Origin of the sequence: Rhodoblastus acidophilus (genome assembly GCF_009720655.1) — a bacterium.
GTDB lineage: Bacteria > Pseudomonadota > Alphaproteobacteria > Rhizobiales > Beijerinckiaceae > Rhodoblastus > Rhodoblastus acidophilus_A.
Genome location: NZ_WNKS01000005.1, coordinates 178631 through 194233, shown reverse-complemented (window position 1 = coordinate 194233; position 15603 = coordinate 178631). Strand labels below are relative to the sequence as shown.

Sequence of the window (15603 nt, the reverse complement as noted above, 5' to 3'; positions counted from 1 at the left end):
CGTCTGACCTCCCCATCCCGCGCCTGCATTTCGGCGAGGCCTTGGCTGCCCCGGCGTCGTGTTGGCGGACGTAAGCGGAGCTGTTTTTTTAGAATTGTTCCAATAAGCGATAAATTAATTGCAACGTTGAGCCGAAAGCGGTCTCCTTTTCATCACTGAAACAGATGGTTCGGGAGAATTCCGACGGCGCGCGCAAGCAGGCCTGAGGAGACGCCGGGCAAGAACGGAGCTCACATGACAAGGCCACGGCTCAACGCGACGAAACGGAATTGGGCTGTTGGCGTAAGCCTGCTGGCCGTGCTTGCCGCCGGACCCGCTGTCGCGGCCGAGGAGGCCAAGCCGGAGGAGGCCGCCGCTGCCGACCTGCCCTCGGTCCTCACCAGCATTCCGGCGCTGGCCCCGGTCGCCGACGTCAAGAAGCAGCTGATGGACAAGGGGGTGATTCTCCAGCTCAACTACATCGGCGAGGTTCTCGGCAATCCCTCCGGCGGCATGCGCCAAGGGGCGGTCTATGACGGGCGCGTCGAGCTCGCCATCGACGCCGACATGGAGAAGATCGCCGGCTGGAAGGGCGGCTTGATCCACGCCAACGGCTACTGGATTCAGGGCGCTGGCCTGTCGCGCCTTTACACGGGCAACATCCTGACGGTCAGCAACATCGAGGCGCTGCCCACGGTGCGCCTGTATGAGCTGTGGTTCGAACAGAAGGCTTTTGACGACCGGCTTGGCCTAAAAGTCGGCCAGATCGCCGCCGACACCGAATTCTTCGTCAGCAAATACAGCGCGCTGTTCATCAACGGCACCTTCGGCTGGCCGGCCTTCACCGGGGTGAACCTGCCGAGCGGCGGCCCGGGCTATCCCTTCGCCACGCCCGGCGTGCGCGTAAAACTCGGCTCCGATTCCGATCCGGTCAATATCCTGGCCGCTGTGTTCGACGGCGATCCCGCCGGTCAATGCGGCCAGGATCCGCAGATCTGCAACCGCTACGGAACCAACTTCCGCCTGCAGGACCCGCCGCTCGCCATGCAGGAAGTGCAATATCGCTACAACCAGGGCAAGGACGGACTGGCGGGGACGGTCAAGCTGGGCGCGTTCCAAAATTTCGGCAATTTCGCCAATCTGCGTTACGACACGGCGGGCATGGCGCTCGGCAGTCTCGCCAGCAACGGCGTTCCCGCCGTGCTGAAGGGCGACTGGGGCTTTTACGGCGTCCTGGACCAGCAGATCTGGAAAGAATCGGGCGCGAGCGCGGCCCTGTTCCTGCGCGCCGGCGCCGCGCCGCAGGACCGAAACACCGTCAATTTCTATATCGACGGGGGCCTGACGTTTGCGGGTCTCGTGCCGGGGCGGCCTGACGACGCTTTTGGCGTCGGCCTCGCCTACGCCCGCGTCTCCGACTATGCGCGCGGCTTCGATTTCGACGCCAATGCGCCGGTGCTGCGGCGCTCGGAGGCGGCGCTGGAGCTGACCTACCAGGCGCAAATCGTGTCGGGATGGACGTTGCAGCCGGACTTCCAGTACATCATCAGCCCCGGGGGCGGCGTCGCCGACGCCTATGGCGCGCGCGTGCGCGACGCGGCGGTTCTCGGCCTGCGCTCGACGATCAATTTCTGATCATGCTGACCGCGCCCCGACTCGAATTCATCTCCGTCTGCGCCGCCTTCGCCTTCATGACGGGGGTCTTGATCGCGGTGTGGTGAGCGGCGTCGCGGACGTCGGACGCCAAGACGCGATGTCGCGTTTTGGCTTGATGACGACCGATGATCCTGTGTCAGGCGGGTGGCCGGCGCATAAAAATCCCGGCTTGAGGCCGGGATTTTGCGTTCGCTTCGGTCAGTTTTGCCGCTATCCGGTGAAGTGGTAACCGCGCGGCGGCTGATCGTGGCCGCGATTCGGATCTTGCGCGTTCAGTTTCCGCTCGTGTCGGGCGCGAACCAGGGGCGCGATCCACCACGCCAGCGGCGCCGATGCGATGAGGGTCGTCGCGACCACGTAGGGCATCAGCGTCATGGCGATCGACGCCAGCGGCGTCGCCAGCACCAGAATCACGCCGGCGCCGAACGCGACCGCCTGGACCATCATGTAGATCAGGATCGCGATGGCCGCGCGATTGGACATGGGGTGTTGCATTCTTTCCTCGCAGGTCGTTGTAACCTCTGAGATTTCAACGCGCTCGCGCCGGTTGTGTTCCGTGGCGTTTGGATATTTGCGCTTTGGCGGGGGGCTGGACAACGCGCCGGCCCTGATCGACCAAAGGTCTTGGGTTGGCGCGGAGGCTGGCGCCGGGGCGGCGGACGGGCTCTGTCATACGATTTCCGAAGGATCTGTTCGGAAATCCTATTCCGCTCGCGCGGCAATCCGCCCCTCGCCTGAAGGATTTTCGCGCGATTGCGTTTTCGCGGATCGCGCAGCGATCTTGCGGAAGCCGTATCAGGAGGGCCGCGTTCGCGCTGGCGGGGATTTGGCGCAAAACTTTGTTCTTTATTTTTTGCGCGCGTCCTTCGTGCGGGGGCAGGGGGGGCGGTCCGGCGCGCGACAGCGCGCATGCGGCGGTTTCAACCGCGCCCCCGCAGTCATGTCGAGGACGTCATCCAGGGCTCACACGAGCGACGCATGACCCTCGCAAGCGAACAAACCGCAGACCAAAACCGCATTTTTGTAAAAAGTGAAAACGAACAGGCGCGGCTTGACAAACGCCAAAACTTTGTTCTCGTTATGTTCCACGTGAAACATTGTCTCGTAAGTCCTTGATTTGAGGCGCGTGAGTCCACGCGATCACCCCCGTTCCCCCGCGCCGCCGCCGCGACAACCGCGCGGTTGTATGCACGAAAATCGGCGTGTTTCGCGCGTTTTTTGCACAAAAATGCAAGAAAACACGCGATTTCCGATCAATTTTCGCGAGTCGGTTTCAACCGGAGGTAGATTTTCCGCAAAAACGCCCGCTCAGCTCCGGTGAAGAAGGCGCCAAAAAAGACCGCGTCGAGGTGCGGATGCGGCGTGCCGAAAAACGCGAGAGTCGCACGCGGCGGCGCCGGGCGGGGAAGCAGTCTTGCGACGTTAGCTCTCCCTCGCCCCGCGTGCGGGGAGAGGGCAGGGGGACTCGCGCGTTCGAAAAAGTCTGCCGGTTTGGACGGTATGGGCGCCTCGGAGGGATCGAGGTCAACGCCAGAGTCCCCCTCACCCTCTCCCCGCACGCGGGGCGAGGGGACGGCGCCGTGGCGGGGATTTGGCGCAGAGTTTTGTTTTTTATTTTTTGCGCGCGTCCTTCGTGCGGGGAGAGGGGGGCGAGGCAGTCCGGCGCGCGGCAGAGCGGGCGCGGGCGGGTTTGCGCGCAGTTTTGCAGGACGCCATTGGCGGCGTCGTAGGCCGCGCGTTCTTCCGGGGTGAGGTCGTGGTGGGGTGGTTGATCGCTGGCGGAGGGCATGCGGGGCGTATAGCGGCGCGGTTTCGGTTGTGGAGCAATCTTGCGACGTTTGCTCTCCCTCGCCCCGCTTGCGGGGAGAGGGCAGGGGTGAGGGGGACTCGCAAATTTCGAAACGCTGGCATTTTGGAGCGTATGGGTGGGTCGGAGGGATCGAGGCCAACGCCAGCGTCCCCCTCACCCTAACCCTCTCCCCGCTCGCGGGGCGGCTGCCGGGATGCCGCGGAGCGCCTAGGAGGGGCGGCGCGCAGTCAATTGGCGTTTCGCGTTTTTAGGTCCCGTGATCTTCCACGCAACGAACTGGCGTTAGAGCTCTTGCGTTGCTTCCGCGGCAGCGGCTTCGTGCTGATCGCAACTCGCCTCACTTCTATTACAGGCCTGCCGTCGGGAACGTAGAACGCCAAATGGAATAGAAACAAATGCCGGTTGTCCGCGAAAACGTCCCGGACGAGTTCGGCGATCTTTGGTTGTACCCGATTTGTCACGGGCGGATCCCACGCTGCCACGCCGGCGACGTAATCAGCCAGTCGGATGAATGGGTCGCACCAGAGATCCTCGCTTGTTTGCGTGAAAATGCCTAATTTCGGTTCTGGCAAGCCGAGGTTGTGGCAGCAACCGGCCACGTTGATCGCAAATAGGGTCGCGGCGATGCCGGAATAGCACTCGGTGATGCGGTCCCTGTCCGCCACCCACCCGACCCGTTCGACTGGTCCGAGGCGACAGATGAGGGTGACGATGTGCGCTGCGAGAGCGGCGGTCACCGTAAGATCCTCCAGTAGCCGCAAGTTCAAGTTTGCCTTTGAAGCTTCTGCGCGCATCGCCCGGAGTTTCGCGATCGTTTCGCCGCATCGGCCGGCATTCGCCCAATGCTCCGCCATAGCTATGGTATCGTCGAGGCTGCGTCGGGCAGCTTCCACATCGACATAGAGACGCCGATCCCTGTCGGCCACGAAGCAGAACGTGAAGGCACGCCCTCTCCGCAAAGCATCTTTTATCTCAGCTGGAATTCGTTTCACGTCCTTTAAGTCGCGACTCGGCAGGCCGCGCAGGAGATCCTGCGTCTCCTCGAACTTTTCGTCTGCGGGCAGGATAACGAAGGCGAACGAGTCATTTGGGCGGTGCTGGTCGCGGATGCAGAAGTCGGTTGAAATGATCCATTTCAGAACGCCGTGACGTTTTGCGAACGACCTAAGCCGTTTCTCCACCCACGGCTGGATCGCCGCGTCAAGGTGCGCCCATAAGGCGTTGACGAAACCTTGGGGAATTTCCGTCGACGGCGACATGGTGTTCCCAATTCAATCTCGACGTTCTGCGCGTCAGGATATCTTCCGCGGCGTTTCTGCCAAAGGGCTTTCTGGCACCGTAAATGGTTGCAAAGCATCCTGCCGAAATCGTTGTCAGAGCCGCGAATGCCTCATTGAAAATGGTCTCGGCGTCGGGCGTGTGCCGACAGGTGGTCGACGCTATTGGCAACAGAATGGGCAACCAGCGTCGCCAGAATCGTACTGGCTATACTCGGCTGAGCAGTTGTTGCATCGCATTTTTGGTTTTCGGTCTTGGTCTTGACGGTGAAGTCCGAATCTAAAGTATGCAAACGCTAGTGGGAAATTAAAGGATTGATTCAGGTCTTGGTGCGTATCGCAGAAGCGCATATATTGGCGTGGTGCCATGAAGTATGCAGCAAATTTATTAGCTTGTGTTTCGGCGCTTCGATCTGGTTTTATGAAGTTCACATAGCTCTGCTTGGGGTCTGAAAATCTCTGCTCATGTTTGTTGTGTAGCATTAAGTGACCAAGCTCATGAGCGAGCTTAAAGATCGATTCGCTGTCACCCTGTTTGGCGAATTCCCAGACTTCGGTTTCCACCGTTAGGATGCACTCACCGTGTTTGAATGTTACCGACGCCTTTGGTTTATATACGTCAAGCAGGACTAATTTTAGCACCCCGATGGATTTCAGAATTTTTCCAACCAGCTTTTCCTCTATCAACGAGGGAAGGTCGAACTGAAAACGATTTGAAATCCCAAAAAACTCGCGCAAGGACATCGCCTTGTCGTGAAGCTCGTCGTCGCGGCGCGGTAGAACCTCAAAATCTCTTGTCATGAAGTTTGCCTCGAACGCGAGTTCAAAGGCGCCGCGCTGACAATAGCAGCGCGGCTGCGGAGAATCGGGGGCAGGGAGAGGTAGCCGGCGCGAGATTCGACGGTTTTCACAGTCGTGAGGTCGTGCCGTAGCTGTTAGAGCTGTCGCCGGAATCCCGGCGACAGCGACACTTGAAACAAAACCTCACAAAACTTTGCGACGCTCACCACCACTGTGTTGTTGGGATTTTCAGCTGCACCCCGTGGTCGCGCCACACGTGTCGCATTTCATGCAGGTGCCGTTGCGGACCAGCGTAAAATTCGCGCATTCGGGGCAGGCCTCGCCAATGTACCCCTTCATGCGGGCTTCGGCCCTTCTGTCCAGGGCGGTGTCGGGCAGTTTTGTTGGCGGCGTCCACGTCAGCGTTTCCATCAGGCTCGCCGCGCCCGGCTCGACCAGGGCGTCGGATTTCAGCGCCGTGGCGCCCACCGTCGTGATCCCAACCGTCGCCGGCTTGTCCGCCGGCCGCTCCGTCTGCACCAGCATCAGCTTGTCCGTCTTGCCGCGCACCAGGCCGCGCGAGACAAAACGCTGGGTCTGATTGGGTTGCGCGGCGGGGGCGCGGCCCTGGTCGTCGCCGGCGCCCATCGCGGTGTGGCCGATGTCGGAGGGGTCGACATGGGCGAGGTCGTTGCGGCCCAAGTAGGAGATGGCGAGCTCGCGGAACACGTAGTCGAGGATCGACGTCGCGTTCTTGATCGCGTCATTGCCCTGCACAAACCCCGCGGGCTCGAAGCGGGTGAAGGTGAAGGCGTCGACATATTCCTCCAGCGGCACGCCATATTGCAGGCCGACCGAGATCGCGATGGCGAAATTGTTCATCAAGCTGCGGAAGGCCGCGCCTTCCTTGTGCATGTCGATAAAAATTTCGCCGATGCGGCCGTCGCTGTATTCGCCGGTGCGCAAATAAACCTTGTGGCCGCCGACCACCGCCTTCTGGGTGTAGCCTTTGCGCCGGTCGGGCAGCTTTTCGCGATCGCGGCGGCGCTCGACGCGCTCGATGACGCGCTCGACGATTTTTTCGGCGATCTGCGTCGCGCGCGCCGGCTGGGTCTGCTCGATGAAGGCGTCAAAAGCGTCCTCCTCCTCGTCCTCGTCGCTGATCAGTTGCGAGTTCAGCGGCTGCGACAGTTTGGAGCCGTCGCGGTAGAGCGCGTTGGCCTTGAGCGCGAGGCGCCAGGAGAGCAGATAGGCGTTCTTGCAGTCCTCAACGGTGGCGTCGTTGGGCATGTTGATGGTTTTCGAAATCGCGCCGGAAATGAAGGGCTGCGACGCCGCCATCATGCGGATGTGGCTTTCGACCGACAGATAACGCTTGCCGGTGCGGCCACAGGGGTTGGCGCAGTCGAACACCGCGTAATGCTCGTGTTTCAGATGCGGGGCGCCCTCGACCGTCATCGCGCCGCAGACGTGGATGTTGGCGGCTTCGATCTCGGCTTTCGAAAAACCGAGGAAGGGGAGGAGCTCGAAGCTGGGGTCGTCCAGTTTTTCAAACGGGACTTTGAGCGTGTTCGCCAAAAATTCCGGGCCCAGGACGAATTTGTTGAAGGCGAACTTGATGTCGAAGGCGCCGGACAGGGCCTGTTCCAGGGCGGCGAGCTGGGCGTCGCCAAACCCTTTGGCTCTCAAGGTCGTCGGGTTGACGCCGGCGGACTGGTTGAGGTTGCCGTGGCCGACGGCGAAAACCTCGATTTCGGCGATTTGCGCTTCGGTGTAGCCGAGAGCGCGCAAACCTTCGGGGACGGCGCGGTTGATGATCTTAAAATAGCCGCCGCCGGCGAGCTTTTTGAATTTGACCAGGGCGAAGTCGGGCTCGATGCCCGTGGTGTCGCAATCCATGACCAGGCCGATCGTGCCGGTGGGGGCGACGACGGAGACTTGCGCGTTCCGAAACCCGTGCTTTTCGCCGAGCGTCAGGGCGCGATCCCAGGCGCGCTTGGCGTGGTCGATCAGGATCGGCTCGGGGCAGGAGGCGGCGTCGAGCGGCACCGGGTTCACGGCCAAGCCTTCAAAACCGATGGTCTCGCCATAGGCGGCCTTGCGATGGTTGCGGATCACCCGCAGCATGGCGCCTTCATTGCCGGCATAGCGGGCGAAGGCGCCAAGCTTTTGCGCCATTTCGGCTGACGTCGCGTAGCAGACGCCGGTCATGATCGCCGACAGCGCGCCGCACAGGCTGCGGCCGGCGTCGGAATCATAGGCGAGGCCGGACGACATCAGGAGGCCGCCGATGTTGGCGAAGCCGAGGCCGAGCGTGCGGTAGTCATACGAAAGCTGGGCGATCTCGCGCGACGGGAATTGCGCCATCAGCACCGAGATTTCCAGCACGACCGTCCACAAACGGACCGCGTGCTCGTAGGCGGCGATGTCGAATTTCTTCGTCTCGGGGTCGCGGAATTGCAGCAGGTTCAGCGAGGCGAGATTGCAGGCCGTGTCGTCGAGGAACATGTACTCGGAGCACGGATTTGACGCGCGAATCTCGCCGCCGGCCGGGCAGGTGTGCCAGTCGTTGATGGTGGTGTGGAATTGCAGGCCGGGGTCGGCCGAGGCCCAGGCGGCATAGCCGATCTTGTCCCAGAGGGCCGCGGCCTTCAGCGTTTTCGCGGTCTTGCCGTCGGTGCGGCGGGTCAGGTTCCAGTCGCCGTCCTGCTCGACCGCGCGCAAAAAGGCGTCGGTGATGCGGACGCTGTTGTTGGAGTTTTGGCCGGAGACGGTGAGGTAAGCCTCAGAATCCCAATCCGTGTTGTATTCGTCGATGTCGAAGCTGGTAAAACCCTGCTTGGCGTATTGCAGCACGCGCTTGATAAAACTGTCGGGGCAGTTGGCGCGGCGGGCGAGTTTGATCTCGCGCTTGAGGGCGGGGTTCTTGTCCGGGTTGAAACAGTCGTCGCCGGGGCCTTCGCAGTTCACGGCGGCCTTGAACACGGCCTTCATGTGCTTGCGCAGGGTTTTGGAGCCGGCGACCAGGGCGGCGACCTTTTCTTCCTCGTGGACCTTCCAGTCAATGAAGGCCTCGATGTCGGGGTGGTCGGCGTCGACCACCACCATTTTGGCGGCGCGGCGCGTGGTGCCGCCCGACTTGATCGCGCCGGCGGCGCGGTCGCCGATTTTTAAGAACGACATCAGGCCGGAGCTTTTTCCGCCGCCGGAGAGGCGCTCGTTCTCGGCGCGCAGGCTGGAGAAATTGGCGCCGGTGCCGGAGCCATACTTAAAGAGACGCGCTTCGCGGACCCACAGGTCCATGATGCCGCCCTCGTTGACGAGGTCGTCGCGCACGGACTGGATGAAGCAGGCGTGGGGCTGCGGGTGCTCATAGGCCGAGTTCGAGGCGGTGAGGACGCCCGTCTCGTGGTCGACATAAAAATGGCCCTGGCCGGGGCCGTCGACGCCATAGGCCCAGTGCAGGCCAGTATTAAACCATTGCGGCGAGTTGGGCGCGGCGATCTGGCGGGCCAGCATGTAGCGCATTTCGTCGAAGAAGGCTTGCGCGTCCTCGTCGGAATCGAAATAGCCGCCTTTATAACCCCAGTAGGCCCAGGCGCCGGCGAGGCGATCGAATACTTGCTTGGCCGAGGTTTCGCCGCCGAAACGCTCCTTTTCCGGGAGTTCGGCGAGCGCGACCTCGTCGGGAACGGAGCGCCACAGGAAGGAGGGGATGGACGTCTCTTCGACTTTTTTCAGGCGCGCGGGAACGCCGGCCTTGCGGAAATATTTCTGCGCGAGCACGTCGCAGGCCACCTGGCTCCAGGCGGCCGGGGTCTCGATGCCGGTCTGTGAAAAGACGGTGCTGCCGTCGGGATTGCGGATCTCGCTCTTGGTTTCGCGAAACTCGATCGATTGATAGGGAGACTGGCCCGCCCTGGTGTAGTGCCGCTCGATCCGCATTTGTGTTTCCGCCCCCGCCTGATGTCGTGTCGATAACGCCGGACGCGCAACCGCGTTCGCGCCGGGAAAGACCCGACGACGCGGCAGCTACGCGACCAATTTGAACGCTCCGTTCGCAAGGGGGGCGCGCGCCAAAAGTTTGCGGCCGGAGCCGCAAAAACCGCCTCTCGAAGGAATGAGGCGATGCTAAGACCGCCCCCTCCGCCCGTCAAGATGTTGTGGGTGACTTATCAACCGCCACCACAATTTGAGGATTGTGGGGATGGTTTGGACGGATTTTTAAGAAATTCTTTACTTTTTCCGCCATTGTCGGCTAACGCCCCCGGACCTTGGCTAGAGCATGATCCCGAAAAGTGGAAACCGGTTTTCGGAAAAGATCACGCTCTAGAGTCCCAGCAAAGGCCGCAGAATCGGCAGGACGAGGCTGGTGAAGGCGCCGTTCAGGCCCATGCCTATGCCGCCAAAAGCGCCCGCGACCGAATCGATATGGAAGGCGCGCGCCGTGCCGATGCCATGCGAGGCGACCCCCGCCGCCATGCCGATGGCCGCCGAATCCTTGATTCGCAGCAGCCGCATCAGCGGCGACAGCATCATCGCGCCGGCGACGCCGGTGACGATCACCAGCGCCGTGGTGAGGAAAGGCGCGCCGCCGAGTTTTTCGGACAGGCCCATGGCGATGGGCGAGGTCACGGATTTCGGCGCGAGCGAAGCGACGATCAGGTCGGAGCCTTTTAGCGCGCGCGCGATCAGGGCGGCGGAAAAAATGCCGACCAGCGCGCCCACCGTCAGCGAGGCCAGGATCGGCAAGGCCGAGGCCCGCACCCGCTCCCAATGTCGGTAGAGCGGAATGGCCAGGGCGACGGTGGCGGGGCCGAGCAGGAAATGGATGAACTGGGCGCCTTCAAAATAGGTCTCGTAGCTGGTTCCCGTCAGAGTGAGCGCCAGAATGATCATGGCGGCGGCGATCACCACCAGATTGACGGCCGGGTGGCGGCCGGCCGCAATGGAGATCCGGTCGGCGACGACATAGGCGACCAGGGTCAGGGTCAGCCACAGCAGCGGCGTGTGGGCGAGATAGACCCAGGCTTCCGCGCCATGGGGGAGAAGATGTTCGATCACGATTTCGCCCTCGTCAGCAGGCGGAAGGTGAGGGCGGTCGCCGCCAGCGTCAGCGCCGTGGAGGCCAGCAGGGTGACGGTCAGCAGCAGGGCGTTGGCCGAGAGAATGTCGAAATAGCGCATCATGCCGACGGTCGCCGGCACGAACAGCAGCGACAAATGGCCGAGCAACTGGTCGGCGATGGCCCCGAGCGGCTTGGGAACGGCTTTTTGGCCCTGTCCGCCGCGCGCGAGCAAATAGGCGAACAACAGGCCCATGCCGACAACGGGGCCGGGCAGGGGCAGGGCAAACAGGCGGCAAATCAATTCGCCGAGCAATTGGCAAAGGAAAATGCCGGCGAGGGCGACGGTCATGGCGGGACTCCCCATGTTTCAGGGCGCCATCCTTGCACCCTTTGCGGGACAAGGCGGCGCGACAGGGCGTCAAGAGACGCCCGTCCTTGCGGACGCGCTTTGGCGTCGGATGAGTCGTTCTTTCCTGGCGACGGGCGCCCCCTCATCCGCCCCTGCGATACGCCCGTGCTTGCGCTCCCGTCAACGCTTCGCCCCCGTATCGCCCCAATGAACGACTGGACATCCTCACCCGGCGCCGCCATAGTCCGCCGCGAAAAATCTCCCGGCCTGAATTTTGGATTCGCGCGATGAAATGGCTCCTGCAGCTCTTCACCTGGTGGAACGAGCAGACCCTGGCGACCCGTATTCACACGGCGTTGCGCGGCGAGCGCGTCGGCGAGGATGAGTTCGGAAACATTTATTACCGCTGGAAAAAGGGCAGAATCGATCCCGCGCTGGGGTTCAACCGCCGCTGGGTGATTTTCAAGGGCGTCGCCGAAGGTTCGAAAGTCCCGCCGGGTTGGTACGGCTGGCTGCACTACCAGACCGACGACATCCCCAACGCCGACTACACGCCGCGCGAATGGGAAAAGCCCTACGTTTTCAATCAAACCGGCACGCCCAACGCCTGGCGCCCGCAAGGCTCGACGCTGCGCTCCGGCGTCCGTCCGGCTGCGACCGGCGATTACCAGGCCTGGTCGCCCGACGCCTGAGCCGTCCATGCGACTTTCCTTTCTCGCGCTCTGTCTCGCGGCTGGCCTGCTGGCCGGTCCGTCGGCGCGCGCCGACCAGATCCGCAATCCCAACGCCGTGTTCGCCGGTCTGGACAAGATCACCGGCCGCATCATCTCCTTCGACGTCGCCATCGACGAGACCGTGCAGTTCGGCACCCTGCAGATCACGCCGCGCGTGTGCCTGACCCGGCCGCAGACGGAAAACCCGCTCACCGAAGGTTTTGTCGAAGTCGACGATGTCGAAAGCGCCAAGACCGCCAAACGCATCTTCTCTGGATGGATGTTCGCGGCGAGCCCCGGCCTGCATGGCGTGGAGCATCCCGTCTATGACATCTGGCTGAAGGATTGCAAAGGCGGCAAGGACGTCATCGCCTCTCCGGCGCCAGGAACCCCGGCCGCGACCCCGCCCAACGCGCAAAGCTCGCCCACGCCGGTTAAAAAACCGCGCATCCTGAAACCCCAGGAGCCGGAAGAACCCAAGGTGGAGGCGCCGTCCTCCTCGGCCGAGTCGCCCCCGCCGGCCGAGCCCGTGGACATGGGTTCGCCGCCGGCAGGGCCCGCGCCGCTGCCGCCGCCGGTCGAGGTCGGCGCGCCTCCGGGGGCGGGCGCCGACCCCGGCGCGCAGCCCCCCGCGCCAAAGCCGAAGAAGAAGCCGAAGCCCAAACCGCCGCCGCCGACCGAGCCGCCGCAGGCCCAGCCGGCGCCGCAGCCGCAGCCGCGAGCCCCCGAGCCGCGCGGCGGCTTCCCGAACCTGCGCGACCTCTTCTGAGACGAGGCGGCTCGCGCCGCCTCCGACGGCCAGCCTCGCATAAGCCAAGACCGCTACGCTTGCCTGCTCGCGCCGCATGCGCGACCCTTTACAGCGAAGGCGGTCATGAACATTCATTCCATCAGGGTGCGCATTGTCACGCTCTCGGCCGTTTGCGTCGTGCTTGTCACCGGCGCCATTCTCGGCTTCAGCATCTATTCCGCCGGCCAGTCGTCCGCCTATGTCGCGGAAAGCGTCGATGAACTGCTTGATCGCCTGAGCAAGGAATCGCTCTCGCGTCTCGCCGCGACCCAGGCCGGCGTGATCCAGACCGAGGTCGATTCCGCGTTCAACGTCGCACGCGTCATGGCCCGGACGCTCGAAATGATCGCGCGCCCCCCCGAAAAATTTGGAACGCGGTCCGAGGCGCGGCGCGCCCAACTCAACGACATCCTGCTCCAGAACCTGAAAGACAATTCGCGTTTCAACGGAACCTACAGCGCATGGCTGCCGCACGCTCTCGACGGTCTCGACGAAAAATACATCGACCGCAAGGATGCGGGATCGGACGACACCGGCCGCGCCTTGCCTTACTGGACGCGTGACGCCGCCGGCAAGATCGCCTTGCAGCCGCTGGTCGAATACAGCAGCCGCGACCTCCATCCCAACGGCGTCATGAAGGGCGGCTGGTTCCTGGGACCGCAGGAAACCGGCAAGGAAAGCATTCTGGCGCCATTGCCCTATATCGTCCAGGGCAAGGCGGTCCATCTCGCCACCATGTCCGTTCCCATCATGGTCGACGGCCGGTTCGCGGGCGTGGCGGGCGCCGATTTCAACCTCGATTTCATCCAGACGCTGGCCGAAAAGGTCAATTCCTCGATTTACGGCGGCAAGGGCAGCGTCTCCATCGTCACCAATTCCGGGCTGGTTGTCGCCGCCAGCGGCAAGCCGCAGGCGATCGGCGGTCCCTTCGACGTTGTGGACGACACGGCCAAACAGGACGTCGCGACCATCCGCGAGGGGCGCGCCAATGTGTCCGTCGATGCGGCGCATGACGTCCTGAAAGTGTTTTCGCCGATTGCGCTGGGACGCACCGGCGGCGCCTGGTCGGTGATCATCACCGAACCGCGCGCCGTGGTGATGGCGGACGCGCGCAAGCTCACGGATGCGCTCGCCGCGCGTGGAAAAAGCGATGTGACGGCGCAGGTCGTCGCCTCGCTGATCGTCGGCGTCCTGGCGCTGGTCGCCATGACCTTCGTCGCTGGCGGCATTTCCTCGCCGATCGCCAAGCTGGCCGAGGCTTTGCGCGCGCTCGCCCGGGGCGAGACGCTCAAGGAAATCGCCGGGGCGCAGCGCAAGGACGAAATTGGCGACATTTCGCGGGCCGTGGAACAGATCCGCGTCGGGGCCGAGCAGGAGGCCCGCCGCAAGGCGGAAGCCGCGGAGTCGGACCGGCTGCGCCAGGAGCGCGAGCGCAACGACGCCATGTTGAAGCTCGCCGACGATTTCGAGCGCGCCATGAGCGATCTCGTCCAGGGCGTGGTCGCCGCCTCCGACCAGTTGCAATCGGCGTCCTCGACCATGGCGCAGGCGACGGGGCGCGTGGTGGATCAGGCGCAATCCGCCGCCGGCGCCGCCGAGGAGGCGTCGCAGAATGTGCGCACCGTCGCCGCCGCCGCCGAGCAGCTCACCGCCGCCATTGGCGAGATCAAGCAGCAGGTGGACGAATCCGCCGCGATCAGCGTCAACGCGGCGAGCGAGGCCGAGGCGACCTCCAGCAAGGTCAAGGAATTGACGGATTCGGCGCAGACCATCGGCCAGATCGTCGATCTCATCAATTCCATCGCCGGCCAGACCAATCTGCTGGCGCTCAATGCGACCATCGAGGCGGCGCGCGCGGGCGAAACGGGGCGCGGTTTCGCCGTGGTCGCCAACGAGGTGAAGGATCTCGCCTCGCAGACCGGGCGCGCCACCTCCGAAATCGGCGCGCAGATCTCCGACATCCAGCGGTCCACCGAGGGGTCGGCCACGGCGATCGTCAACATCGCCAATGTGATCGAGCGGCTCAAGACCATCGCCGGCGCCATCGCCCTCGCGGTCGAGCAGCAGGGAGAGGCGACCCAAGAGATCGCGCAGAGCGTGGTGGTGGCCTCGAACGGGACGCAGCAGGTGTCGCAGGACTTGCACGGAATCAATGCGGCGGCGCAGGATTCCGCGAGCGCCGCCAGCCAGGTGCAAACCTCCGTGGTCGACCTGGCGCGGCAAGCCGAGGCGCTGCGGAAAGTGATGGGCGAGTTCCTCAAGACGGTGCGCGCCGCCTGAGGATCGCCGGGACCAAGCGAGGCTCACGGCCTGTCGCGCCGGCCGTGAGCGCCAATCCGCCATCGCGCCTCAGCGCGCCGCCCCGCGCGCCAGCGCGAGCACCGTGTCGGCGGGCGCATCGACCGGCAGCGCGCGAAAATGGCTCTGGAGCGGCAGCGCCGCACGCAGCCGTCGATGATAGGCGGCGCGCGAAATCTCCACGGCGCCGAGGCTGGCGAGATGCGGCGTGATATATTGCGTGTCGAGCAGGGAAAAACCGCCGCGATTGAGCCGGGCGACCAGATAGGTCAGGCAGATTTTCGATGCGTCGGTCGCGCGGTGGAACATGCTCTCGCCAAAGAAGGCGCCGCCGAGCGCCACGCCATAAAGCCCCCCGACGAGGTCTTCGCCGCGCCACGCCTCGACCGTATGAACGAAACCATGGGCGAACAGCGCGCCGTAAAGCTCGGCGATGCGGCCGTTGATCCAGGTTTTTTCGCGGCCCGGCGCGCTCTCGGCGCAGCCGGCCAGAACGCCGAAAAAATCCGTGTCGATCCTGATCTCGAATGCGCCCGAGCGGATCGCCTTGGCCAGGCTTTTTGAGACGTTGAAACCGTCGAGCGGAAAGACGCCCCGGCGCGACGGGTCGTACCAGCGCAAATCCTCGTCGTCGGCGTCCTCGGCCATGGGAAACAGGCCGGAGGCATAGGCGTGCAGCAGGAGCTCGGGCGTGATCGAGGCGGAAGACGACATCGGGCCATTGTGGGCGCCGGAACCCGTTTCGACAAGCCCGCGCAGCGGCCCCGCCACGCGCGCCTGAACTTGGCCTTAGGTTTCGCAACATGAATCGACTTGATTGAAAACAAGGCGTTCCGGAACAAGATTGCGTGTTATCAGTCTCTTTCAGAGCCGCATGGGTGTC

Annotated in this window: 11 protein-coding genes; 4 read left to right on the top strand and 7 right to left on the bottom strand. The window is 63.5% G+C overall.

The features are described from left to right. Positions 1–234 precede the first annotated feature (234 nt). On the top strand, positions 235–1614 hold the full coding sequence (locus GJ654_RS08465; protein WP_155445715.1) for a carbohydrate porin: 1380 nt from the start codon (positions 235–237) through the stop codon (positions 1612–1614). A gap of 231 nt (positions 1615–1845) precedes the next feature. On the opposite strand, the gene GJ654_RS08460 is transcribed toward GJ654_RS08465, so the two are convergent. The 6 genes from GJ654_RS08460 to GJ654_RS08435 all read right to left on the bottom strand — a co-directional run bounded on the left by GJ654_RS08460 (position 1846) and on the right by GJ654_RS08435 (position 10919). Continuing rightward, a complete protein-coding gene (locus GJ654_RS08460; protein ID WP_246664663.1) occupies positions 1846–2118 on the bottom strand; it encodes a hypothetical protein in 273 nt (90 codons plus the stop codon). Positions 2119–3672: 1554 nt separating this feature from the next. Beyond that, positions 3673–4704 (bottom strand): hypothetical protein, encoded by a 1032-nt coding sequence (locus GJ654_RS08455; RefSeq protein ID WP_155445714.1) that lies wholly within the window; start codon positions 4702–4704, stop codon positions 3673–3675. A gap of 180 nt (positions 4705–4884) precedes the next feature. Beyond that, complete coding sequence (locus GJ654_RS08450) at positions 4885–5523, bottom strand: ImmA/IrrE family metallo-endopeptidase (RefSeq protein WP_155445713.1); 639 nt, start codon at positions 5521–5523, stop codon at positions 4885–4887. Positions 5524–5751: 228 nt separating this feature from the next. Continuing rightward, on the bottom strand, positions 5752–9447 hold the full coding sequence (locus GJ654_RS08445) for a vitamin B12-dependent ribonucleotide reductase (protein ID WP_155445712.1): 3696 nt from the start codon (positions 9445–9447) through the stop codon (positions 5752–5754). Between the two features lie 384 nt (positions 9448–9831). After that, positions 9832–10566, bottom strand: coding sequence for an LrgB family protein (locus GJ654_RS08440; RefSeq protein ID WP_264586142.1), 735 nt, complete (start codon positions 10564–10566; stop codon positions 9832–9834). Continuing rightward, complete coding sequence (locus GJ654_RS08435; protein ID WP_155445711.1) at positions 10563–10919, bottom strand: CidA/LrgA family protein; 357 nt, start codon at positions 10917–10919, stop codon at positions 10563–10565. The genes GJ654_RS08440 and GJ654_RS08435 overlap by 4 nt, the downstream gene beginning before the upstream one ends. Before the next feature lie 287 nt (positions 10920–11206). On the opposite strand from GJ654_RS08435, the gene GJ654_RS08430 reads away from it, so the two are divergent. From GJ654_RS08430 to GJ654_RS08420, 3 genes are all read left to right on the top strand, one after another. Next, positions 11207–11611: an NADH:ubiquinone oxidoreductase subunit NDUFA12 gene (locus GJ654_RS08430; protein ID WP_155445710.1), complete on the top strand. Its 405-nt coding sequence runs from the start codon at positions 11207–11209 to the stop codon at positions 11609–11611. A 7-nt stretch (positions 11612–11618) separates the two neighbouring features. Next, positions 11619–12401 carry a DUF2155 domain-containing protein gene (locus GJ654_RS08425; RefSeq protein WP_155445709.1) on the top strand — a complete coding sequence of 261 codons (783 nt, stop codon included), beginning with the start codon at positions 11619–11621 and terminating at the stop codon, positions 12399–12401. 105 nt (positions 12402–12506) lie between these two features. Beyond that, positions 12507–14702 carry a methyl-accepting chemotaxis protein gene (locus GJ654_RS08420; RefSeq protein WP_155445708.1) on the top strand — a complete coding sequence of 732 codons (2196 nt, stop codon included), beginning with the start codon at positions 12507–12509 and terminating at the stop codon, positions 14700–14702. 69 nt (positions 14703–14771) lie between these two features. Here GJ654_RS08420 and aat read toward each other — a convergent pair whose 3' ends face one another. After that, a complete protein-coding gene (gene aat / locus GJ654_RS08415) occupies positions 14772–15434 on the bottom strand; it encodes a leucyl/phenylalanyl-tRNA--protein transferase (RefSeq protein WP_155445707.1) in 663 nt (220 codons plus the stop codon). Between the last annotated feature and the right edge of the window lie 169 nt (positions 15435–15603).